The following is a 21683-nucleotide window of genomic DNA, read 5'->3' as shown; positions in this document are numbered from 1 at the left end:
CGCCTGGATCAGGCCCGGTCGCGCTCCAGCAGCGGTTTGAGGAAACGGCCGGTGTGGGAATGCGGCATCGCCGCGACTTCTTCCGGCGTACCGGTGGCGATGATCTGGCCGCCCTTGGAGCCGCCTTCCGGCCCCAGGTCCACCAGCCAGTCGGCGGTCTTGATCACGTCCAGGTTGTGTTCGATGACCACGACCGTGTTGCCGTGGTCACGCAGGCGATGCAGCACGTCCAGCAGTTGCTGGATGTCCGCGAAGTGCAGGCCGGTGGTGGGCTCGTCGAGGATGTACAGCGTCTTGCCGGTATCGCGCTTGGACAGCTCGCGCGACAGCTTCACCCGCTGCGCCTCGCCGCCGGATAGCGTGGTCGCGCTCTGCCCGAGCTTGATGTACGACAGGCCGACGTCCATCAGCGTCTGCAGCTTGCGGGCGATGGCCGGCACCGCGTCGAAGAATTCGCGGGCTTCCTCGATGGTCATTTCCAGCACTTCGTGGATGCTCTTGCCCTTGTAGCGGACTTCCAGGGTTTCGCGGTTGTAGCGCTTGCCCTTGCAGACGTCGCAGGGGACGTAGATGTCCGGCAGGAAGTGCATCTCCACCTTGATCACGCCGTCGCCCTGGCAGGCCTCGCAGCGGCCTCCCTTCACGTTGAAGGAGAAGCGCCCCGGACCGTAGCCACGGGAGCGGGACTCCGGCACGCCGGCGAACAGCTCGCGGATCGGCGTGAACAGCCCGGTGTAGGTAGCCGGGTTCGAGCGCGGCGTCCGGCCGATGGGGCTCTGGTCGATGTCCACCACCTTGTCCAGGTGCTGCAGGCCATCGAAGCTCTCGTGGGCAGACGCCTCAAGCGAGGTGGCGCCATTCAGCGCGGTGGCGGTGATGGGGAACAGGGTGTTGTTGATCAGGGTCGACTTGCCCGAGCCGGAGACTCCGGTCACGCACGTCAGCAGGCCTACGGGAATCTCCAGGTTCACCTGCTGCAGGTTGTTGCCGCTGGCGCCCTTGAGCTTGAGGGACTTCTTCTTGTCGCGGGGGGTCCGGTTGGCCGGCACTTCGATCTTCACCCGGCCGGACAGGTACTTGCCGGTCAGCGAGTCCGGGTGGGCCATGACTTCATCCGGTGTGCCCTCGGCGACGATCCGGCCGCCATGCACGCCAGCGCCTGGGCCGATGTCCACCACATAGTCGGCGAGACGGATTGCATCCTCGTCGTGCTCGACCACGATCACCGTGTTGCCCAGGTTGCGCAGGTGGGTAAGGGTCGCCAGCAGGCGTTCGTTGTCGCGCTGGTGGAGGCCGATGGAGGGCTCGTCGAGGATGTACATGACCCCCACAAGGCCGGCGCCGATCTGGCTGGCCAGGCGAATGCGCTGGGCTTCGCCGCCAGAGAGGGTGTCCGCGCTGCGATCCAGGGTCAGGTAATCGAGGCCTACATTGACCAGGAACTGCAGGCGTTCGCGGATTTCCTTGAGGATCTTCTCGGCGATCTCGCCCCGTCGGCCGGTCAGGCTCAGGACGCCGAAGTAATCAGCCGCTTCACCCACCGGCAGGCTGGTGACCGCCGGCAGGGTCTTGTCGCCAACCCAGACATGGCGTGCTTCGCGGCGCAGGCGTGTGCCATGGCAGTCGGGGCAGGGCTGGGTGCTGAGGAACTTGGCCAGCTCCTCGCGCACGGTGGCCGATTCGGTTTCGCGATAGCGGCGTTCGAGGTTGGGGATGATCCCTTCGAAGGGATGGGAGCGCTTGACGATGTCGCCACGGTCGTTGAGGTAGCGGAAGTCGACATTCTCGCGGCCGCTACCGAAGAGGATCACCTTCTGGTGTTCGGCAGAAAGCTCGTCGAAGGGCTTCTCCAGGCTGAAGCCGTAATGCGCGGCCAGGGAGCCGAGCATCTGGAAGTAGTAGACGTTGCGCCGATCCCAGCCGCGGATGGCACCCTCGGCCAGGGTCAGCTCGCCATTGACCAGGCGCTTGGCGTCGAAGAACTGCTTCACGCCCAGTCCGTCACAGGTGGGGCAGGCGCCAGCCGGGTTGTTGAAGGAGAACAGCTTGGGTTCCAGCTCGCTGATGGAGTGACCGCAATGGGGGCAGGCGAAGCGCGCGGAGAAGATGATCTCGTCGCCTTCCTCGTCGTCCATGGGCGCTACCAGGGCGATGCCGTCGGCCAGGTTGATGGCCGTCTCGAAGGATTCCGCCAGGCGCTGCTGCAGGTCGCTGCGCACCTTGAAGCGGTCGACCACCACGTCGATGGAGTGCTTCTTCTGCTTATCCAGCTTGGGCAGTTCATCCAGCTCGTACAGTTTGCCGTCCACGCGGGCGCGCACGAAGCCCTGGGCGCGCAGTTCCTCGAACACGGCCAGGTGTTCGCCCTTGCGCTCGCGCACCACTGGGGCCAGCAGCATCAGTTTGCGGCCTTCGGGCAGGGCCAGTACCTGGTCGACCATCTGGCTGACGGTCTGGGCTTCCAGCGGCACATCGTGGTCCGGGCAGCGCGGCGTGCCGACGCGGGCATAGAGCAGGCGCAGGTAGTCGTAGATCTCGGTGATGGTGCCGACGGTGGAGCGCGGGTTGTGGGAGGTGGACTTCTGCTCGATCGAGATCGCCGGCGACAGGCCTTCGATGGTGTCCACATCGGGCTTTTCCATCATCGACAGGAACTGCCGGGCATAGGCCGACAGGGACTCCACATAGCGGCGCTGGCCCTCGGCGTAGAGAGTGTCGAAGGCCAGCGACGACTTGCCCGAACCGGACAGACCGGTGATCACGATCAGCTTGTCGCGGGGCAGGGTGAGGTCGACGTTCTTCAGGTTATGGGTGCGTGCCCCACGGATCAGGATCTTGTCCACAACGGCCTCACTTGGCGGGCGGAAACCCGCGATTATACGGCCCGCCGCCTGAACGCAGCAAAGCGTCACAAGTGTGTCGCAACCCGTCGGGACTGCTAGAATGCGCGGCATTTTTCAGGCACTGGCGACGGCCAGGCACCCGGGAACGGGTGGCCAGCCTGACAGGGCGCATGACGCAGCCCCCGATCGCTTTCCCTTGAGGCACCTATGCACGATTCCCACTCAGAACGCATGAGCGGCAGTGAAACGCGCGCAGCCAGCGGCCTGGCCCTGGTTTTTGCGTTCCGCATGCTCGGCATGTTCATGGTATTGCCGGTTCTGGCCACCTACGGCCAGGACCTTTCCGGCGCGACCCCGGCCCTGATCGGCCTGGCCATCGGCGCCTACGGCCTGACCCAGGCGGTGCTGCAGATTCCCTTCGGCGTGATTTCCGACCGCATCGGCCGCCTGCCGGTGATCTACGTCGGCCTGCTGATCTTCGCTGCCGGCGCAGCCCTGGCGGCCAACGCCGACTCCATCTGGGGGGTGATCGCCGGCCGTGTGCTGCAGGGCGCCGGCGCCATTTCCGCCGCGGTGATGGCGCTGCTATCCGACCTCACCCGTGAACAGCACCGCACCAAGGCCATGGCCATGATCGGCATGAGCATCGGTATCTCCTTTGCCGTCGCCATGGTGATCGGGCCGCTGCTGACCCGCGCCTTCGGCCTGTCCGGGCTGTTCTGGGCCACGGCCGTCATGGCGCTGCTGGGCATCGTGATCATCGCCACCATGGTGCCGCGTGCCACCCACCCGTTGCAGCACCGTGAATCCGGCGTGGCACGGCAGGCGCTGCTGCCGACGCTGAAGCACCCGGATCTGCTGCGCCTGGACTTTGGCATCCTTGCCCTGCACGCCATCCTCATGGCCAGCTTCGTCGCTCTGCCGCTGGCGCTGGTGGAAAAGGCCGGTCTGCCCAAGGAAGAGCACTGGTGGGTCTACCTCACCGCGCTGCTGGTGGGCTTCTTTGGCATGGTTCCCTTCATCATTTATGGCGAGAAGAAGCGCCAGATGAAGCGGGTGCTGGTGGGCGCGGTCGCGGTGCTCTGCGCCTGCGAACTGTTCTTCTGGCAGTTCGGCGACAGCCTGCGTGGGCTGGTGCTCGGCGCCATCGTCTTCTTCACCGCGTTCAACCTGCTGGAGGCCTCGCTGCCGTCGCTGATCAGCAAGGTGGCACCGGCCGGTGGCAAGGGCACCGCCATGGGCGTGTACTCCACCAGCCAGTTCCTCGGCGCAGCCGCAGGCGGCATTTTCGGCGGCTGGCTGTTCCAGCATGGCGGCCTGTCGGCGGTGTTCGTCGGCTGTGCGGTGGTCTGTGCGATTTGGTTGATCATTGCTGTTACTATGCGTGAACCTCCGTACGTAACCAGCCTGCGCCTGCCGCTAGGCGCCGCCGCTCTAGCCGATCGCGGCCTGGTTGCGCGTTTGCTGGCACTGCCCGGAGTGGCGGATGCCGTCGTGGTGGCCGAAGAGGCGGCCATCTATATCAAAGTGGATTCTGAAAAACTGGACCGCGCGTCCCTGGATAGCCTGATCGAATCGGGCCAGGAACGCGCTGAAGCCTAGGAGAACGTCATGGCCCGTGGGGTTAACAAAGTCATTCTGGTTGGTAACGTCGGTGGTGATCCGGAAACCCGCTATCTGCCCAACGGTAACGCGGTGACCAACATCACCCTGGCCACCAGCGAGTCCTGGAAGGACAAGCAGACCGGCCAGCAGCAGGAGCGCACCGAATGGCACCGCGTGGTGTTCTTCGGCCGTCTCGCCGAGATCGCCGGCGAGTACCTGCGCAAGGGTTCGCAAGTCTACGTCGAGGGCCGCCTGCAGACCCGCGAGTGGGAAAAGGATGGCGTGAAGCGCTACACCACCGAGATCGTGGTCGACATGGGCGGCAACATGCAGCTGCTCGGCGGCCGTCCTGGCAGCGAAGGTGACGCCCCGCGCGCGCCGCGCCCGCAGCGTGAGCCGCAGCAGTCTGCCCCGCAGCAGCGTCCGGCCCCGCAGCCAGCCGCCCAGCCGGCTCCGGACTACGACAGCTTCGATGACGACATTCCGTTCTGAGTCGAATCGCGCAAGTGGAAAGACAAAGGCGCAGCCCTCGGGCTGCGCCTTTTTCGTTTCTGAAGCCGATTTATCGGTCCCGGCATGCCCTGCTTGCGAAAGCGTCCACGAGCTGGCGCGTTCCTGCAACCTGAGTCTCGCTAGCGATACCAGCGCGGCGTGTAGACCCAATCCTCGCCATTGCCTTTCGGCACGCGGCGGGTGAGCGACGAACCGATGATCACCAGGGTGCGCATGTCCACCTGTTCCGGCGTCAGTTCGCCAAGCGTGATGAGGCTCAGCTTCTCGGCGGGGCGGCCGATATCGCGCCCAAGCACGACCACCGTTTCCGGCTTGCGATGACGGGCGACGATTTCCAGGGCTCGGCCCAGCTGCCAGGGGCGTGCCCTGGATATGGGGTTGTAGAAGGCCATGGCGAAGTCGGCGGCGGCCGCGTGGTCGAGGCGATTCTCGATCACCTCCCAGGGCTTGAGGTTGTCCGACAGCGAGATCAGGCAGAAGTCATGGCCCAGCGGTGCGCCGGCCCTGGCCGCCGTGGCGAGGGCGGCGGAAACCCCGGGAAATACCTGCAGTTCGACCTGAAGCCATTCCGGATCGCGGGACTCGTCCAGGGCCTCCAGCACGGCAGCAGCCATGGCGAACACCCCCGGATCGCCGGAAGACACCACTGCCACGCGGCGACCGCTGGCTGCCAGTTCGAAGGCATGACGGGCGCGCTGAAGCTCTTCGCGGTTATCGGTGCAGTGCGCCACCTGGCCCGGACGCAGCGGCCCGGCCATGCGGATGTAGGTTTCGTAGCCGAGCAGGTCTTGGGCTTCATCCAGGGCCTGGCGTGCGGCGGGAACCATGAACTCGGTGGCGCCGGGACCGAGGCCGATCACGCTGAGGCGGCCGCGCGGCTGGCCGATCAGGGCCGGGTCCAGCGGTTCACTGGCCAGATGGAGGCGGATGCCGGCGACTTGCTGGTGCAGGGGCGGCAGCGCGGACTCGTCGGTGGAAAAGCGCAGCGGCACGCCCAGTTCTGTGGCAGTGGCGGCCAGTCTGGAATCGAACATTCGCGAGCGGTCCGCCAGCAGGCAGGCTAGGGAAAGCGGCGCCAGTCCGGTGTCGGCCAGCACCTGGCGAATGGCTTGTGCGCTGGTTTCGCCATCCACGCGCGCAACGGTCACGCGCGGATGGATCAGCAGTTCATCCCGTGCCGCCGTGCGCGCCCGGGGGGTGACGTGGATGACCCGCTGCGCTTCATCCGCCAGGGGCAGGCGGGCCTCGTCCAGCCAGGGCGCTTCGCCCTGTACCCGCACACTTTCGCCGCCCAGCAGGTCGGCGACGAAGCGCTTGCCCTGCTCGATATCGGCCAGGGCGAAGCCGGCTGGCGGCTCCAGCAGGCAGGCGCCGAAACGAAGTTCGCCGCTGGTGGTGATGGCCGCTGCCACCTCCAGTGCGGAGGCGATTTCCCGCGCCATGCGATTCACCCCGCCGAGACCGCCGAGCAGCGGCACCACAGCGCTGCCGTCTTCGGCGACCGCCAGCACCGGCGGCTCGGCACCCTTGCTCACCAGCAGCGGCGCCAACGTGCGGATGACGATGCCGGCGGCGCACAGGGCGATGATCGGCGTGTCGGTGCGGTAGAGTTCGCGCAGGGTTTCGCCGAATTCCGTGTAGGCCTCGTCCGCCCCCTCGACACGTCCGGCCAGACCGAGGATGCGCGCCTGTGGATAAAGCGCCTGGATGCGTCTTGCGACGGGCAGGCCGCCGTTGCCGAGCAGGATGATGGCCGGTGGGTTATGCATGGCAGAGCTCCACAGCTAGGGTGCGCCGCGCGCACCGGAAGTCATTGGTGCGCACGGCGCACCCTACGGAGACGGATGGCATCATCCTTTCCACTTCTGCCCGGGGATGACGATCATCGAGAAGTAGGGCGAAGCCATCGGGTCCACTTCATCCAGCGGCACGATGCGCTGGTTGGCCATGGTGGCGCGCTCCACGTAATGGGCGCGGCCGGCGATGCCGAGGTCCTGGAGGACGCGGCGCACCTTGTCGAAGTTGCGTCCGAGTTTCATCACCACGGCGGCTTCGGCGTCGGCCAGGCGCGCCTTCAGCTCGTCTTCCGGCAACACGCCGGAAAGCACCGACAGGCTCTGGTTGCGGTACACCAGCGGCACGCCGAGCACCGCCGCGCTACCCAGCATGGAGCAGACGCCGGGCACCACTTCCACCTCATAGCGTCCAGCCAGGCGGTCGTGCAGGTACATGTAGGAGCCGTAGAAGAAGGGGTCGCCCTCGCAGATCACCGCCACGTCGCGACCGGCGTCCAGATGCCGGGCCACCTGCTCGGCGGCGGTGTCGTAGAAGTCGCTGATGACGGTTTCGTAGGTCAGCGGCGGTTCCAGTTTCTCGGTGGTCACCGGGTACACCAGCGGCATGCGTTGCTGGGTGTCGGCAAGATGCTGCTCGATGATGCCGAAGGCATTGCCGCCCTGGCCCTGGCTGGCTTTCGCCTTGGCCACGAAGTACCCCACCACCTGCGCCGATTGCAGCAGGCGCAGGGCCTTCAGGGTAATCAGTTCCGGGTCGCCAGGGCCCACGCCCAGGCCGATCAGCCGTCCCTTGCGCGCCATCACTCCACCTCCGTGGCCAGGGCGTTGACCGCGGCCGCCGCCATGGCGCTGCCGCCGCGACGGCCACGCACGATCACATAGGGCACGCCGCGGCTGTCGGCAGCGAGCATGTCCTTGGACTCCGCCGCGCCGACGAAGCCCACCGGGAAACCGAGGATGAGCGCCGGCTTCGGGGCGCCGGCGTCGAGCATTTCCAGCAGGTAGAAGAGCGCGGTGGGGGCGTTGCCGATTACCACCACGCTGCCTTCCAGGTGCTCGCGCCAATGTTCCAGGGCCACGGCCGAGCGGGTGTTGCCCAGCTCACGGGCCAGTTCCGGAACCCCCGGATCGTTGAGGGTGCAGATGACCCGGTTGTTCGCCGGCAGGCGGGCGCGGGTGATGCCTTCGGCCACCATGCGCGCATCGCAGAGGATCGGCGCACCGGCGGTGAGGGCGGCGCGGCCGGCGGCCCCTGCTCCGGGGGAGAAGCGCAGGTCTTCCACCACATCGACCATGCCGCAGGCGTGGATCACCCGCACCGCGAGCTTTTCCAGGTCGGTGGGTATGCCGGCGAGCTTGGCTTCGGCGCGGATGATGGAGAAGGAGTTGCGATAGATCTCCTGACCATCGCGGATGTACTCGATCATTGGGTGGAACTCCAGGTGTCAGGAGAGACGGCCAGGCATTCGCCGGCCTCGATGATGTCGATGTCGCGCGACAGCAGGCGGCCGAAGCCTTCGCCACCGCGCTGGAACAGGTCGTAGCGGCCGGGGGCGACGGCCAGCAGGGTAAAGGGCGCCACATGGGCGGCGGCGCAGGAGCGCGGGCAGCCGCTGAGGTGGACCACCGCTCCGGACGGCATTAGCGGCGCCAGGGCCAGGGCATCGGCCTTGGTGTCGGCCAGGCCCTTGGCGCAGCCGGCGGAACCGGTGCAGGCGATCAGGCGGGCCTGGGGCTCGCGGGCATCGGTGGCCAGGCCCAGTTCCCGCATCGCTCGCAGCACAGCGCCGGCATCCCGGACGTTGGGCAGCAGCACGGATTGCCAGGGCGTCAGGCGCAGGCTGCCGTCGCCCTGCTGGTCGGCGAGATCGGCGAGGGCGATGAGATGCGCGGAATCCAGCCGGCCGAGGCCTGGCGCGCCGCCGACATGGCGGCCCTCGCGAATGCCCAGGTGAGCGAAGGGCTGCGGGGCAGGGCGCTGCCAGCCGCCGGCCGGCAGCAGGGGGAATTCCAGCCGTTGTTGCAGGCGCAGCAGCAGGTCGCCCACCGGGTGCCCGGCGAGCAGGTGGCGCATGCGCGTCTGCTCGGGCGTTGCCAGTTCAAGGAACAACTCCAGCACGGCGTTCACCAGGGCGGGAACCTGGTCGCGCGGTACGGCGGCCAGGGCGGGCGCGTCGTCGCCGGATCGGGGCGGGCAGCCGGCCAGTCCGAAGGCGAACTGCGCCTGGCTGCCGGAGCTCATGGCCGAGAGCCAGATGTCGTGGGGGTGTTCCAGCGTCGCCACTGCTTCGCCGCCATCCAGCAGCAGGGCGAACTTGGGCGACAGGGCGTGGAAGTGCGGTTTGTCCTGCAACAGGTTGAGGATGTCTGCGGCCAGTGGCGAGACATCGACCAGGGCGCTGGAATCGAGGCCGGCCAGCGGGCTGACCATCAGGTTGCGCACGTCGTCGGCACCGGGAGAGCCCGCGCCCAGGCCGGCGGCCAGTAGGGCCCCGATTAGCGCCTGTTCCGCGCCCGGCCTGACGCCGCGAATCTGCAGGTTGGAACGGTTGGTGGCCTCGATCACGCCGCTGGCATGGACCGTCGCGGCGGCGGCTACGGCGCGGGCCTGGCTGGAACCGAGACGGCCGCAGGGGAGCTTGATCCGGCAGATGCCGCCGTCCTTCGCCTGGACGATGCGCAGCAACCCCGGGCAGGCCGAGGGGCGAACGGAAAACGATGTGGGCCGGGCGTGCTTCACTCAGGTCACCATGGTTGGCGTCGCGGCGACCCGGGTCCCTAGGCTAGGGACAACGTTGCACCGATACACCCCGCTCGATGCTTGCACACGCGACTGGTTCCACCGGCAGGTCTCCTGGCTGGCAGGTCATCATCCATTGCGGCCTTCCCGGGATACCCAGTGACCTCGATTGCATGGACTCGCTGCTTACAGTTGCGGGGGCAGCCACGGCTCGACCGTGTTCCCTCTTAGGCTGGGGCTCGTCAGGTGAGCGCCAGCGACCGATGAAGGGCGCTATTATGCCCGCTTTGCCCGGACCGGGGAAAAGGCTGCCTGTCGGAAGCCGAACACCCCTGGCGTTTTCAGAATCGAGGAGTGCGAATGCAGCCCTGGCTGACAGTTGTGGGGATTGGCGAAGACGGTTATGCGGGCCTCGGCAAGGCCGCACGTCATGCCCTGCTGGGGGCCTCCGAGGTGGTGGGCGGCCCGCGTCAGCTCGACCTGCTGCCGTGCTGCATTCGCGCCCGGCGTACGCCCTGGCCCAGCCCCTTCTCGCTGGCGCCGGTGCTGGAACGGCGCGGCACGCCGATCTGCGTGCTGGCCAGCGGCGATCCCATGCTGTTCGGTGTCGGCGCCAGCCTCGCGCGGCAGCTGCCGGCGGAAGAACTGCGCGTGATCCCGGCCCCCTCGTCCTGTTCCCTGGCAGCGGCTCGCCTGGGCTGGCCATTGCAGGAGGTCACCCTGCTCTCGCTGGTCGCCCGTCCCCTTGCGGCCCTCAATGCCCATCTGCACCAGGGCACCCGCTTGCTGGTGCTGAGCAACGACGGCAGCAGCCCGGCCGCCATCGCCGCACTGCTGAGCGAACGTGGCTTCGGCCCCAGCCGGATCACCGTGCTGGAGCACTTGGGCGGCGCGCAGGAACGACGCATCGACGGCATCGCCTGCGACTGGTCCGTCGATGAGGTCGCCGCGCTCAACCTGGTGGCCGTCGAAGTCCGGCCCGGCGAGGGCACCCGTCAGTTGCCGCTGACCACCGGCCTGCCGGATGACGCCTATCGCCACGACGGCCAGCTGACCAAGCGCGACGTTCGCGCCATCACCCTCGCGCGCCTGGTGCCGCGCCCCGGCGAACTGCTCTGGGACGTGGGCGCCGGCTGCGGCTCCATCGGCATCGAGTGGATGCGCGCGCACCCGGCTTGCCGCGCCATCGCCATCGAGGCCAACGAGGGCCGTCAGGCGCACATCCGCCACAATAGCGATGCCCTGGGCGTGCCCGGCCTGCAATTGGTGGCCGGTCAGGCACCGGCAGCGCTGGAAGGACTGCCGGCGCCGGATGCCATCTTCATCGGCGGCGGCGTCACCGAACCCGGCGTGCTGGACACCTGCTGGAACCGGCTCAAGCCCGGCGGCCGGCTGATCGCCAACGCCGTGACCCTGCAGAGCGAAGCCACGCTGGTGGCCTTCCGCGAGCGCCAGGGCGGTGAACTTACCCGCATCGCCATCGCCCAGGCCCAGCCGCTAGGCGGCTTCGATACCTGGCGTTCGGCGCTGCCGATTACCTTGCTTGAAGTGAGCAAATGACCCGTAGGTTGGCGCAGAGCGCAGCGAAGCCCAACACTCCGAAGCACGGGCGGCGGCTGGTTCCGCGCTCCAGCGTGGCCCGGCCCAATCTGCGTGAACCTTGAGTGGACGTATCCTTTCCCATGCGTGACGAAACCCCCGAGCACCCCGCGCCCCTGCGTAGCGGCTACACCACCGGCAGTTGCGCCACCGCCACCAGCCTGGCGGCGGCGCGCCTGCTGCTGGGCGGCGAGGCGGCCGATGCGGTGGAGATCGTCCTGCCCAAGGGCCAGCAGGTGCTGATGCGCCTGGAGTTCTGCCGCCTGAGCGAAGATGGCGCGGAAGCCGGCACCCGGAAAGATGCCGGCGATGATCCGGATGTGACCCACGGTGCGCTGATCCATGCACAAGTGCGCCTGAGCGCGGAACCCGGCGTGCGCTTCCATGCCGGTCCCGGCGTCGGCACCGTCACCAGGCCGGGCCTGACCCTGGCGGTGGGGGAACCCGCGATCAACCCGGTGCCCCGGCAGATGATGACCGAGCACCTGACCCGCCTCGCCACCGAGTACCACTACCCGGGCGGCTTCGAGGTGACCATCTGCGTGCAGGGCGGCGCCGAGCTGGCGCTGAAGACCATGAATCCGCGCCTCGGCATCCTCGGCGGCATTTCCATCCTCGGCACCACCGGCATCGTCCGGCCTTTCTCCTGTTCGGCCTATATCGCCTCGATCCATCAGGGCATCGACGTCGCCCGCGCCAACGGTTTCACCCATCTTGCGGCGTGCACCGGCAATGCCAGTGAAGATGCCATGCGCCGTCGTTATCACCTGGACGATACCGCCCTGATCGAGATGGGCGACTTCGCCGGCGCCGTGCTCAAGCACCTGCGCAAGGCGCCTGTGGCCAGGCTCAGCCTGTGCGGCGGTTTCGGCAAGATCAGCAAACTCGCCGCTGGCCATCTGGACCTGCACAGCCGCAGCTCCAGCATCGACCTGCCGCTGCTGGCGCAATGGGCTGCCGAACTGGGTGCCAGCGCCGAACTGCAGGCCGCCATGCGCGGCGCCAATACCAGCCAGCTGGCGCTGGCCATGGCCCATGACGCCGGTATCCCACTGGGCAACGCGGTTTGCGCGCGCGCCTTGGCCTTCGCCCGCAAGACGGTGCCGTCCAGCGTGGCGCTGGAAGTCTTCGCCATCGACCGCCAGGGCAATATCGTCGGCGAGGCGGTGGAGCCGCGATGAAACGCATCCTGCTGCTGGGCGGCGTTGCCGAAGCCCTGGCGCTGGCGCGCCGCCTGGGCCCGGAACACCTCTACAGCCTTGCCGGCCTCGGCAAGGTGCCGGATGACCTCGCTTGCCGGGTTCGTGTCGGCGGCTTTGGCGGTGCCGAGGGGCTGGCGCGGTTCATCGCCAACGAGGGAATCGGCCTGCTGGTGGATGCCACACATCCCTACGCCGCGCAAATCAGCCACAACGCGGCTGCGGCTGCCGGGGTGGCTGGGGTTTCCTGCTGGGCCCTGCGGCGTCCCGGCTGGCAGGCCGGCCCAAATGATGACTGGCGCAAGGTGGCTGACTGGACTGGGCTGATCGAGGCACTGAAAGCCTTCCGCCGGCCCTTCTTCACCCTCGGCCGCGAACCGCTGGAGCACCTGCACGAGATCCCGCCAGAGCAGCACTGGACCGTGCGCTGCCTACAAGGGCAACCGACTGGCGAACGCTATGAGGTGATCGGCGCCCGAGGCCCCTTCAGCCTCGACGGCGAGCGCGAGCTGTTCCGCCGCTTGCGCTGCGATGTGCTGATCAGCAAGAACAGTGGCAGCCAGTCCACCGAACCCAAGCTGCAGGTCGCCCGCGAACTCGGGCTGCCGGTGCTGATCCTCGAACGCCCGGAGCTGCCTGCCGTAACCCGCGAATTCGACTCCGTCGAGAGCCTCTGGCAGGCCCTCGCCACTTACCTGGAAACCCCATGAGCGCAACCCCCTACGCCCGCGTGCTGTTCGCCGGGCCGGACCTTGCCGAAGGTTCGTTCGCCGAACTGTTCCGCCGCCAGCTTCTGGCTTTGCGTGGCGAGGCGGCCTTGGCTGACATCGTCGACACCAGCGCCGGTCATGAGCTGCTGTGGCAACGCGTTCAGGCGAGTCCGCGTCCCTTGCTGGTGATTGAACTCGACCCACAATCCTCATCCCAGCACCTGGACTGGCTGCGCAGCGAGCTGGGCAAGCTGAATGCCCCTGAGCAGCTCTTCGCCGCCAGCCTGCTGGGCCAGTTCGACGTCGACCCGGCCAACGCCGCCTGCACCCTGGCCGAACGCCGCGAACTGCATCTGCCCTGCGTGGACGTACCGGCACTGTCGGAGCGCCATGCCTGGTCCTGCATCCCGCCCCACGCCCGCCGCCTGCTGCTGTGCAACGGCCCACGCTGTACCCGTCGTGGCGCGCTGCCGCTGTGGAAGAAACTGCGGGAAACCCTCAAGGCCGCCGGCAAGCTGGAATGCGCGGGCGGCGTGCACATCACCCGTACCCAATGCCAGTTCCCCTGCGATGACGGACCTACCGCCAGCCTCTACCCGGAAGGCGAGTGGTACCGCATTGGCAATGAGGAAGAGGTGCTGCGCTGGGTGCAGGAGCGGATCGTGGACGATCGGCAGGTGCCTGAGATGTTGATGCACTCGCAGGTACCGTCCGGCCCCCGGCTTTGACTGTCGTACTGCCATGCGCATAGGGTATGCGCATGGATTTTCCTGGAAACCTGCTCATGCGTCCCATCTACGATCCTCATGCGCCAAAGAAGGCCGCGAACCTCAGCATCAACAGCGACCTCCTCAACAAGGCGCGGGCGCTGGATATCAATCTGTCCGCCACGCTTGAACACGCCCTGGCGCAAGAGCTGAGGCTCAAGCAGCGTGAAGCCTGGCTGGCTGAAAATCGCGCAGCAATTGCCGCCTACAACCAGTACGTGGAAGACGAAGGCGTTTTCAGCGACGACCTGCGGGGCTTCTGATGCCGCAATTCGCCGTTTACCTGAACGCCAATCCTGCGACCCGTATGAGCATTCCTTACTTGCTCGATGTACAGAGCGACCTGATCGCCGAGTTGAGTACCCGTGTCGTCGTGCCCCTCCATACGGCGGAGGTGATGAAGGACAAGGTGCTGAAGACCCTGATGCCGGTCTTCGAGGTGGAGGGAACGCCTGTTGTCATGCTCACCCCACAGCTGGCCGGGGTGTCCAGGAAAGTGCTGGGCAAGCAGGTCGCTGATCTCTCTGCCATGCGCAATGAAATCATTGCGGCCCTGGACCTGCTGATTACCGGGATCTAGTTCGCCGGAAGGGACGTGGGCGTTCCGCTGAGGAGCGAAACCCATCGACTCACAGCTCGGAAATGGCCCGGTACTCCGCCCCCAATTCCTCCGCCAGCTTCTTTGCCCGCCCCAGCCGAATCGGCCCGCTTTCGATATCCACCAGCAGCGTCGGGCAACCCGGCGGCTGCAGTGACGACCAGTCGTTCAAACGCCCATCGGTGAACACCAGCAAACGCTGTTCCTCGGCCGGCTTCTGCCGCTGTCGGCGGGCCAGCCAGTGGGCGGATTGCTGCAGGGCTTCGATGATGGGCGTGCCGCCGCCGGCGCCGAGTTCGGCAAGCCAGTGATGCAGGGCGGGGGAGGCTTTCTGGCCCTGCCAGAGCCAGCGGGGCTGGTGGCCGGTGGCGTGGAGCAGGGCGAGGCGTGCCCGTTGGCGATAGGCAGCCTCGAACAGATTGGCGAGCAATCCCTTGGCCTGGGCCAGGGCGCCGTGGCGGCGGGTGGAGGCGGAGGCATCCACCACCACCAGCCAGAGTTGGTCGGGGCGCTGGCTGCGCGGTGCGCGCACCAGGTCGGCGGCCTTGCGCGGGCGGCCACGCAGGAGCGTGGGCAGCCACTGGATCGCGCCATGGGCGCCCGCACGGCGCGCGCCGCTGCGGCCGTTGCCAAGCGTGCCGGGTCTGGGCCGGGCACCCGCCCCTGTGACCGTGCGCGGGCGGATGCTCAGGGCTTTTTTGGCCAACGTGGCAGGTCGCGGCGCTCGCCCATGGTTACCGCTTGCGCGGGCAGTTCGCCCCATTGGCCCTCTGCGCCGGTTGCCTGTGATTGCGAGGCGGCCGGCGGGGATTGCGGCGGTTGCGCGGCGGGTGGCGGCGTGTGGGTGCGACGGTGGGCGAGGGCGAAATCTTCGACGGCGTCGATGTCCTTGGCCTCGATGCGCCCGGCGCCGCGCCAGGCCGCGTGGGCGCGGGCGGCGCGCAGCCAGACCAGGTCGGCGCGCAGGCCGTCGACGCCGGCGGCGAAGCAGCGCTGGGCGATGTCATCGAGGGCGGCATCGTCCAGGGGAATGCCGGGCAGGCGTGCCCGCGCGTCCTGGCAACGGTGGGCCAGGGCCTGCTGTTCGCCGCTCCATTGAGCGATGAAGGCTTGCGGATCGGCGTCGAAGGCCAGGCGACGGCGAACGATCTCGGCGCGTTCGGCCGGTTGCGGCTGGCCGTCCTGGCGGACCTTGAGGCCGAAGCGGTCCAGCAGTTGCGGGCGCAGTTCGCCTTCTTCCGGGTTCATGGTGCCGATCAGCACGAAGCGCGCCGGGTGGCGGTGGGAAACGCCATCGCGTTCCACCAGGTTCACACCGCTGGCGGCCACGTCGAGCAGCAGGTCCACCAGGTGGTCGGGCAGCAGGTTCACCTCGTCCACGTAGAGCACGCCGCCGTGGGCCTTGGCCAGCACGCCGGGCGAGAAGCGTGCGCGGCCTTCGCCGAGGGCGGCGTCCAGGTCGAGGGTGCCGACGATGCGCTCTTCGCTGGCGCCCAGGGGCAGGGTGATGAAGGTGGCTTCCGGCAAGAGGTCGGCGATGCCGCGCGCCAGGGTGGATTTGGCCATGCCGCGCGGACCTTCGATCAGCACGCCGCCGATGGCGGGGTCGATGGCGGTGAGGTAGAGCGCCAGCTTCAGTTCGTCGGAAGCGACGACCGCGCTCAGGGGAAAGTGGGGAAGGTCGGACATGGCGGGATCCTGGGAAAGCGTGTTGCGCATGTTAGCCAAAGGTCGGGGTAGCCGATAGAAATCAGTGATTGAAGGGCGCATGGCAATGCAGTAGGTTAGTCAGCATTCGCTTTGGAGATTGTCATGTCGCAACGCGCTTCCACTTCGCTCACCGCTCGCCAGGCTCATGCCCGGGCGCGCGCGCGCGTGGCCGCTGCGGCCAGCTATTTCTACGGGTATTGGTTTAGCCACGGGCTGACCTGATACCCATCAGGCGGCCCACTCCAGCAGGGTCGCCGCCAAAGCTCCACGAAACCCCCGGTCGGCAACCCGACCGGGGGTTTTTGTTTTCCGGCCCACAAGGCCAACAACCGACACACAGGATCGCACCATGATCAGCTACCGCACCTACCAGACCTATTACCGCAACTCCGACTGGCGATTTAGCCGCTTCTCCAACGCCCGGACACCCTTGAATCGAACACCCAGATAGCGCCGCGCGCGGATCGAACCGCGCCGGCTGAGGACGCCAGTCATGAATTCGCACCAATCCGTTCTGTCCACCGCTGTACAGCCGCTCCATGCCATGGCACTGGAGGCTGCCCTTCCCCCGTCGCGCAGCACCCAGCCGCTGCCCACTCCCGCCGAACTGCGCCAGCGCCTGCCGCTGTCCCATGAGCTCGCCCGCCAGATCCGCGCCCAGCGCGAGGCCGTGCGCGCCGTGCTGGATGGCGAGGATTCGCGCCTGCTGGTGGTGGTCGGTCCCTGCTCCATCCACGATGCCGATTCCGCCCTCGACTACGCACGTCGCCTCGCCAGGCTGGCGCCGGAGGTCAGCGACCAGCTGCTGCTGGTGATGCGTGCCTACGTTGAGAAGCCGCGCACCACCGTGGGCTGGAAGGGGCTGGTCTACGACCCGCATCTGGACGGCAGCGGCGACATGGCCGCGGGCCTGGCCCTGAGCCGCCGGCTGATGCTGGAGGTGGCGGAACTGGGCCTGCCGGTCGCCACCGAACTGCTGCAACCGCTGGTGGCAGGCTACCTGGATGACCTGCTGAGCTGGGCCGCCATCGGCGCGCGCACCAGTGAGTCGCAGATCCACCGCGAGATGGTCAGCGGGCTGGACTTGCCGGTGGGCTTCAAGAACGGAACGGACGGCAGCCTCGGCATCGCCACCGACGCCATGCGCTCGGCCGCCCATGCCCACCAGCACTTCGGCATCGACGCCCAGGGGCGTCCGGCGCTGGTGCAGACCGCCGGCAATGCGGACACCCATCTGGTGCTGCGCGGCGGCCACAAGGGGCCGAACCATGATGCCGCCAGCGTGCAGGCGACCCGCGAGGGGCTGGAAAAGCTCGGCATCGCGCCGCGCATCATGGTCGATTGCAGCCACGCCAACAGCGGCAAGGACCCGCTGCGCCAGCCCGCCGTGCTGGAAGACGTGGTCAAGCAACGTCTGGCCGGCCAGGACGCCCTGCGCGGCGTGATGATCGAGAGCCACCTGTTCGATGGCGCGCAGTCGCTGTCCTGCGATCTGCGCTACGGCGTATCGATCACCGATGGCTGCCTGGGCTGGGAAGGCACCGAGCGCATCCTGCGGGAGGCGGCGGAGCGCTTGCGCGGGTGAGGACCCGACAGGTTTTCCCCCTGTAGCTAGGCAGGACTGCGTCCTGCTTGGCGATTGAAATCGCCCCCACAGGGAATGTGCCCCACAGGGAGAGACAGCGGTGGGCCGAGAGTCACCCCTCTCCCGCCTGCGGGAGAGGGGCCGGGGGAGAGGGCAGCAGCCGGCCGGCTCGGTGCCCAACCATTTCGCGAATGAATTCGCTCTCACAGGTTGCCTGGACCTCAGCGCGAATCACTGCTCCTCGATATCCAGCAACAGATTCTCGATCGCCTGGCGATACTCCCCGGGGTTCTCCCACAGTCCGCGTTGCTGGGCCTCCACCAGCCGCTCGGCGATGTCGCGCAAGGCTTCGGGGTTGTGCTGGTGGATGAAGGTGCGGGTGTCCTCGTCCAGCAGGTAGGCATCGGCCAGCAACTGGTACTGATGGTCGTCCACCAGTTCGCTGGTGGCGTCGAAGGCGAACAGGTAGTCCACGGTCGCGGCCAGTTCGAAGGCGCCCTTGTAGCCGTGGCGCTTCATGCCGGCGATCCACTTCGGGTTGGCGGCGCGGGCGCGTACCACGCGGGCCAGTTCTTCCTTCAGTGAGCGGATGCGCGGCAGGTCCGGCTGGCTGTGGTCGCCGTGGTAGCTGGCGACCTTCTCGCCGCGCAGGGTTTCGGCGGCGGCGAGCATGCCGCCCTGGAACTGGTAGTAGTCGTTGGAGTCGAGGAGGTCGTGTTCGCGGTTGTCCTGGTTCTGCAGGACGGCCTGCAAGCGTTGCAGGCGCTGGGCGAAGCGTTCCCGCGCCGGGGTGCCGGCGTCCCGGGCGCCATAGGCGTAGCCGCCCCAGTTGAGGTAGACCTCGACCAGCTCGGCGCGGTCCTGCCACTGGCGCTCTTCGATGACGCCCTGCACGCCCGCACCGTAGGCGCCGGGCTGGGCGCCGAACACCCGCCAGCCGGCTTGCAGGCGCGCATCCTCCAGGGCCAATCCCTCGGCGGCGAGACGTTCGCTTTCCTGTTTCACCCGCGCGGCCAGCGGGTTCATCTCCTCGGGCTCGTCCAGTTCCGCCACTGCCTGCACCGCGGCATCGAACAGGCGAATGAGGTTGGCGAAGGCGTCGCGGAAGAAACCGGAGACGCGCAGGGTCACGTCCACGCGAGGCCGGTCCAGCAGGGACAGCGGCAGGATTTCGAAGTCTTCGACCCGCTGGCTGCCCACCTGCCACAACGGCCGCACGCCCATCAGCGCCAGGGCCTGGGCGATGTCGTCGCCACCGGTGCGCATGGTGGCGGTGCCCCAGACGGAAATGCCCAGTTGGCGCAGGTGGTCGCCGTGATCCTGCAGGTGGCGTTCCAGCAGCAGGCTGGCGGATTGGAAACCCAGGCGCCAGGCCGTGGACGTGGGCAGGTTGCGCACGTCCACGGTAAAGAAATTGCGCCCGGTGGGCAGGACATCGAGGCGTCCGCGACTGGGGGCGCCGCTGGGTCCGGGCAGCACGAAGCGGCCTTCGAGTGCCGCCAGCACGCCGCCTATCTCGGCATTGCCACAGGCATCCAGGGCGGGGGCGATCACCGCCCGCAGATGTTGCAGGACCGCATCGCTGGCCGGGCCGATGGAGCCGGGATCGGCGCTTTCGATCAGCCCCAGCGCCAGCAGCTCCAGGCGCTCGCGGGTGTCGCCGTTGCTGCGCCAGGGCTCGTCGCTGAGCCTTTCCAGCACTGCCGGGCGTGGGCCTTGCCAGGGCTCGGCCCAGTTGAGGTCAAGCGGGTCGCTGCCCAGGTGCAGGTCGCTGGCCAGGGCGCGCAGCAGGCTGGCGTTGGCCCCCTTGCCGTCGCCGCGCGGAATCCGCACCAGGGAGAGCAGGGTGTCGTCGCGCAGGCGCCCTTCGGGGGATTCACCGAACACGTGCAGGCCATCGCGGATCTGTGATTCCTTGAGGTCGCAGAGGTAAGCGTCCAGTTGTGGCAGCCAGCTTTCCGGGTCGTCGCTGATGACCAGGTTCAGCTCGCGGTCCAGGGCGGTGGCTTTCACCAGTTCGAGGATTTCCCCGCGCAGCTGCACGGCGCGGCGCGGGTCCAGCAGGGAGGCGTCGTAATACTCGTCGGCCAGGCGTTCCAGGTCGCGCAGCGGGCCGTAGTTCTCGGCGCGGGTCAGCGGCGGCATCAGGTGGTCGATGATCACCGCCTGGGCGCGGCGCTTGGCCTGGGCGCCTTCGCCCGGGTCGTTGACGATGAAGGGATAGAGGTTCGGCAGCGGCCCCATCACGGCGTCCGGCCAGCACTCGGCACAAAGGCCGACACCCTTGCCCGGCAGCCATTCCAGGTTGCCGTGCTTGCCGACGTGGATCAGCGCATCGGCGGCGAACGCTTCGCGCAGCCAGAAGTAGAAGGCGAGGTAGCCGTGGGGCGGCACCAGGTCGGCGTCGTGGTAGATGGCCGCCGGGTCGAGCTGGTAGCCGCGGGCCGGCTGGATGCCGACGAAGGTCAGGCCCAGGCGCAGGCCGGCGATCATCATGCGGCCGCTGCGGAACATCGGGTCCTGCTGCGGTTCGCCCCAGCGTTCGCGCACGGCGCGCTGGTTGGCTTCGGGCAGGCGCGCGAAGTAGGCCTGGTAGTCGGCAAGCGCGAGGCTTTGGGCGCACGGGCGCAGGTCGAGGTTGTCCAGGTCGTTGCTGACGCCACCGAGCAGCTTGTGGATAAGTGCCGTGCCGCTGTCCGGCAAACCCGCGACCGGGTAACCCTCGTCTTCCAGGGCGCGGAGGATGTTCAGCGCGGCGGCCGGGGTGTCCAGGCCCACGCCGTTGCCGATGCGGCCATCGCGGGTGGGGTAGTTGGCGAGGATCAGCGCCACGCGCTTGTCGGCATTGGCCTTGCGTGCCAGTTCGCACCAGCGCCGTCCCAGCTCGGCGACGAAGTCCATGCGTTCGACCTGGGGCAGGTAGCAGACCACGTCGCTCTGGCTGCGCTCGCTGCGCCAGGCCATGCCCTTGAAGCTGATGGGACGGGTGATGATGCGGCCGTCCAGCTCCGGCAGGGCGATGTGCATGGCCAGGTCGCGCGGGCCCAGACCTTGCGGGTTGCCGCGCCAGAGGGGTTCGTTGTCCAGGGAGCAGATGGCTTGCAGCACCGGGACGTCGCGGCGGAACGGGCGCAGGCGGGGGGTATCGGGGCTGGACTGGGCGAAGCCAGTGGTGTTGATGATCAACCCGGCGCTTGCGGCGTCCAGCCAGTCTTCCACCACCGCCAGGCACTCGGCTTCCTTGAGGCTGGCGACCGCGATGGGCAGGGGATTGAGGCCCTGAGCGGCGAGCCGCTCGCAGAAGACGTCGATGAATGCGGTGTTCGCGGCCTGCAGGTGCGTGCGGTAGAAGAGCAGGGCGGCCACGGGCTGGTGCGGCCGCCATTCGGCCTGCCAGTCCTGCAGTTGCGCCGGGCGGATGCGCGGGTGGTAGAGGGCGACGCGGGGCAGGACCTGCGGCTCGCGCCAGGGGTAGTCACGCCCCAGCCAGCGATTGGCCAGGCAGTTGAAGAGCTGTCGCGCATTCTCCAGCCCGCCCTGGCGCAGGTACTGCCAGAGGCGTTCGGCGTCTTCCCTCGGGACGTTGCAGAGGCTTGTCAGCTCCGGATCGGGGCGGTCGTCACCGGGCACCAGGATTAGCGTCGCGCCACGCTCGGCCAGCGCCACCAGTTGTTCGATGCCGTAGCGCCAGTAGCCTACGCCACCGTGCACCGAGATGAGGATGACCCTGGCGTGCTGCAGTACCTCGTCGACGTAGAGGTCCACCGAGGCGTGGTTCTGCAGCTGCATGGGGTTGGCCAGGCGCAGGCTCGGGTAGTCCGCCGGCAGTTCGCGTGCGGCTTCTGCCAGCAGGGCCAGATGCGAATCGCCGCTGCAGAGGATCACCAGCTCGGCGGGCGTCTGGGCCAGGTGGGCGATGCCATCGTCGGGGACGAAGCCGCCGGGTTGGGTGCGCAACAGGTGCATGGCGGGACTCCACATCTTGTAGGAGCGAGCTTGCTCGCGAAGAGGTTGCCGC

At 67.9% G+C, this 21683-nt stretch carries 17 protein-coding genes and 1 riboswitch; of the genes, 9 read left to right on the top strand and 8 right to left on the bottom strand.

What is annotated here, in order from left to right; translation table 11 throughout:
* Positions 1–8: 8 nt before the first annotated feature.
* Positions 9–2843 carry an excinuclease ABC subunit UvrA gene (gene uvrA / locus ACFW0B_RS15080; protein WP_449149484.1) on the bottom strand — a complete coding sequence of 945 codons (2835 nt, stop codon included), beginning with the start codon at positions 2841–2843 and terminating at the stop codon, positions 9–11.
* 207 nt (positions 2844–3050) lie between these two features.
* On the opposite strand from uvrA, the gene ACFW0B_RS15075 reads away from it, so the two are divergent.
* Both ACFW0B_RS15075 and ACFW0B_RS15070 read left to right on the top strand, forming a co-directional pair.
* Positions 3051–4445 (top strand): MFS transporter, encoded by a 1395-nt coding sequence (locus ACFW0B_RS15075; protein WP_449149482.1) that lies wholly within the window; start codon positions 3051–3053, stop codon positions 4443–4445.
* Positions 4446–4454: 9 nt separating this feature from the next.
* A complete protein-coding gene (locus ACFW0B_RS15070) occupies positions 4455–4940 on the top strand; it encodes a single-stranded DNA-binding protein (RefSeq protein WP_377694848.1) in 486 nt (161 codons plus the stop codon).
* 140 nt (positions 4941–5080) lie between these two features.
* Here the strand turns inward: ACFW0B_RS15070 and cobJ are convergent, their stop codons facing one another.
* From cobJ to cobG, 4 genes are all read right to left on the bottom strand, one after another.
* Positions 5081–6730, bottom strand: coding sequence for a precorrin-3B C(17)-methyltransferase (gene cobJ, locus ACFW0B_RS15065; protein ID WP_449149480.1), 1650 nt, complete (start codon positions 6728–6730; stop codon positions 5081–5083).
* Between the two features lie 81 nt (positions 6731–6811).
* Entirely contained in the window at positions 6812–7558 is a 747-nt protein-coding gene (locus ACFW0B_RS15060; protein ID WP_449149478.1) for a precorrin-2 C(20)-methyltransferase, read from the bottom strand.
* Positions 7558–8184 (bottom strand): precorrin-8X methylmutase, encoded by a 627-nt coding sequence (locus ACFW0B_RS15055; RefSeq protein ID WP_449149476.1) that lies wholly within the window; start codon positions 8182–8184, stop codon positions 7558–7560. The genes ACFW0B_RS15060 and ACFW0B_RS15055 overlap by 1 nt, the downstream gene beginning before the upstream one ends.
* The gene (gene cobG / locus ACFW0B_RS15050; RefSeq protein ID WP_449149474.1) at positions 8181–9497 is read right to left on the bottom strand and encodes a precorrin-3B synthase; all 1317 of its coding nucleotides are present in this window, start codon (positions 9495–9497) and stop codon (positions 8181–8183) included. The genes ACFW0B_RS15055 and cobG overlap by 4 nt, the downstream gene beginning before the upstream one ends.
* An 87-nt stretch (positions 9498–9584) precedes the next feature.
* A riboswitch (cobalamin riboswitch) is annotated at positions 9585–9777 on the bottom strand.
* A gap of 80 nt (positions 9778–9857) precedes the next feature.
* Between cobG and cbiE the strand changes: the two genes are divergently transcribed.
* From cbiE to ACFW0B_RS15020, 6 genes are all read left to right on the top strand, one after another.
* On the top strand, positions 9858–11057 hold the full coding sequence (gene cbiE / locus ACFW0B_RS15045) for a precorrin-6y C5,15-methyltransferase (decarboxylating) subunit CbiE (RefSeq protein ID WP_449149472.1): 1200 nt from the start codon (positions 9858–9860) through the stop codon (positions 11055–11057).
* A gap of 122 nt (positions 11058–11179) precedes the next feature.
* Complete coding sequence (locus ACFW0B_RS15040) at positions 11180–12277, top strand: cobalt-precorrin-5B (C(1))-methyltransferase (RefSeq protein WP_449149470.1); 1098 nt, start codon at positions 11180–11182, stop codon at positions 12275–12277.
* Positions 12274–13005 (top strand): cobalt-precorrin-6A reductase, encoded by a 732-nt coding sequence (locus tag ACFW0B_RS15035; RefSeq protein WP_449149468.1) that lies wholly within the window; start codon positions 12274–12276, stop codon positions 13003–13005. The genes ACFW0B_RS15040 and ACFW0B_RS15035 overlap by 4 nt, the downstream gene beginning before the upstream one ends.
* Positions 13002–13733 (top strand): (2Fe-2S) ferredoxin domain-containing protein, encoded by a 732-nt coding sequence (locus ACFW0B_RS15030; RefSeq protein WP_449149466.1) that lies wholly within the window; start codon positions 13002–13004, stop codon positions 13731–13733. Before ACFW0B_RS15035 ends, ACFW0B_RS15030 begins: the two co-directional genes overlap by 4 nt.
* Before the next feature lie 26 nt (positions 13734–13759).
* On the top strand, positions 13760–14035 hold the full coding sequence (locus ACFW0B_RS15025; RefSeq protein WP_449149464.1) for a type II toxin-antitoxin system CcdA family antitoxin: 276 nt from the start codon (positions 13760–13762) through the stop codon (positions 14033–14035).
* A complete protein-coding gene (locus tag ACFW0B_RS15020) occupies positions 14035–14352 on the top strand; it encodes a CcdB family protein (protein ID WP_449149462.1) in 318 nt (105 codons plus the stop codon). Before ACFW0B_RS15025 ends, ACFW0B_RS15020 begins: the two co-directional genes overlap by 1 nt.
* Before the next feature lie 49 nt (positions 14353–14401).
* On the opposite strand, the gene ACFW0B_RS15015 is transcribed toward ACFW0B_RS15020, so the two are convergent.
* Together ACFW0B_RS15015 and ACFW0B_RS15010 are read right to left on the bottom strand one after the other, a co-directional pair.
* Positions 14402–15133, bottom strand: coding sequence for a vWA domain-containing protein (locus tag ACFW0B_RS15015; protein WP_449149460.1), 732 nt, complete (start codon positions 15131–15133; stop codon positions 14402–14404).
* On the bottom strand, positions 15058–16059 hold the full coding sequence (locus tag ACFW0B_RS15010) for an ATP-binding protein (protein ID WP_449149458.1): 1002 nt from the start codon (positions 16057–16059) through the stop codon (positions 15058–15060). Before ACFW0B_RS15010 ends, ACFW0B_RS15015 begins: the two co-directional genes overlap by 76 nt.
* Before the next feature lie 514 nt (positions 16060–16573).
* Here ACFW0B_RS15010 and ACFW0B_RS15005 point away from each other — a divergent pair.
* Entirely contained in the window at positions 16574–17665 is a 1092-nt protein-coding gene (locus ACFW0B_RS15005) for a 3-deoxy-7-phosphoheptulonate synthase (protein ID WP_449149456.1), read from the top strand.
* Between the two features lie 231 nt (positions 17666–17896).
* Here ACFW0B_RS15005 and cobN read toward each other — a convergent pair whose 3' ends face one another.
* Complete coding sequence (cobN, locus tag ACFW0B_RS15000; protein ID WP_449149454.1) at positions 17897–21631, bottom strand: cobaltochelatase subunit CobN; 3735 nt, start codon at positions 21629–21631, stop codon at positions 17897–17899.
* Positions 21632–21683: the final 52 nt, after the last annotated feature.

The sequence above is a fragment of the Metapseudomonas phytobenefica genome (genome assembly GCF_043392685.1).
Taxonomy (GTDB): Bacteria; Pseudomonadota; Gammaproteobacteria; order Pseudomonadales; family Pseudomonadaceae; genus Metapseudomonas.
The sequence above is the reverse complement of the archived record's forward strand: the minus strand, read 5'-3'. Positions and strand labels throughout refer to the sequence as shown.

What these genes read in the sequence shown, in the direction of transcription:
- ACFW0B_RS15015 (WP_449149460.1), bottom strand. Translation starts at nt 15,133, where the DNA reads ATGGGGCGAACTGCCCGCGCAAGCGGTAACCATGGGCGAGCGCCGCGA.
- ACFW0B_RS15070 (WP_377694848.1), top strand. Translation starts at nt 4,455, where the DNA reads ATGGCCCGTGGGGTTAACAAAGTCATTCTGGTTGGTAACGTCGGTGGT.
- cbiE (WP_449149472.1), top strand. Translation starts at nt 9,858, where the DNA reads ATGCAGCCCTGGCTGACAGTTGTGGGGATTGGCGAAGACGGTTATGCG.
- ACFW0B_RS15035 (WP_449149468.1), top strand. Translation starts at nt 12,274, where the DNA reads ATGAAACGCATCCTGCTGCTGGGCGGCGTTGCCGAAGCCCTGGCGCTG.
- ACFW0B_RS15060 (WP_449149478.1), bottom strand. Translation starts at nt 7,558, where the DNA reads ATGGCGCGCAAGGGACGGCTGATCGGCCTGGGCGTGGGCCCTGGCGAC.
- ACFW0B_RS15055 (WP_449149476.1), bottom strand. Translation starts at nt 8,184, where the DNA reads ATGATCGAGTACATCCGCGATGGTCAGGAGATCTATCGCAACTCCTTC.
- ACFW0B_RS15025 (WP_449149464.1), top strand. Translation starts at nt 13,760, where the DNA reads ATGCGCATGGATTTTCCTGGAAACCTGCTCATGCGTCCCATCTACGAT.
- ACFW0B_RS15005 (WP_449149456.1), top strand. Translation starts at nt 16,574, where the DNA reads ATGAATTCGCACCAATCCGTTCTGTCCACCGCTGTACAGCCGCTCCAT.
- ACFW0B_RS15030 (WP_449149466.1), top strand. Translation starts at nt 13,002, where the DNA reads ATGAGCGCAACCCCCTACGCCCGCGTGCTGTTCGCCGGGCCGGACCTT.
- ACFW0B_RS15075 (WP_449149482.1), top strand. Translation starts at nt 3,051, where the DNA reads ATGCACGATTCCCACTCAGAACGCATGAGCGGCAGTGAAACGCGCGCA.
- ACFW0B_RS15040 (WP_449149470.1), top strand. Translation starts at nt 11,180, where the DNA reads ATGCGTGACGAAACCCCCGAGCACCCCGCGCCCCTGCGTAGCGGCTAC.
- ACFW0B_RS15020 (WP_449149462.1), top strand. Translation starts at nt 14,035, where the DNA reads ATGCCGCAATTCGCCGTTTACCTGAACGCCAATCCTGCGACCCGTATG.
- cobN (WP_449149454.1), bottom strand. Translation starts at nt 21,631, where the DNA reads ATGCACCTGTTGCGCACCCAACCCGGCGGCTTCGTCCCCGACGATGGC.
- cobJ (WP_449149480.1), bottom strand. Translation starts at nt 6,730, where the DNA reads ATGCATAACCCACCGGCCATCATCCTGCTCGGCAACGGCGGCCTGCCC.
- ACFW0B_RS15010 (WP_449149458.1), bottom strand. Translation starts at nt 16,059, where the DNA reads ATGTCCGACCTTCCCCACTTTCCCCTGAGCGCGGTCGTCGCTTCCGAC.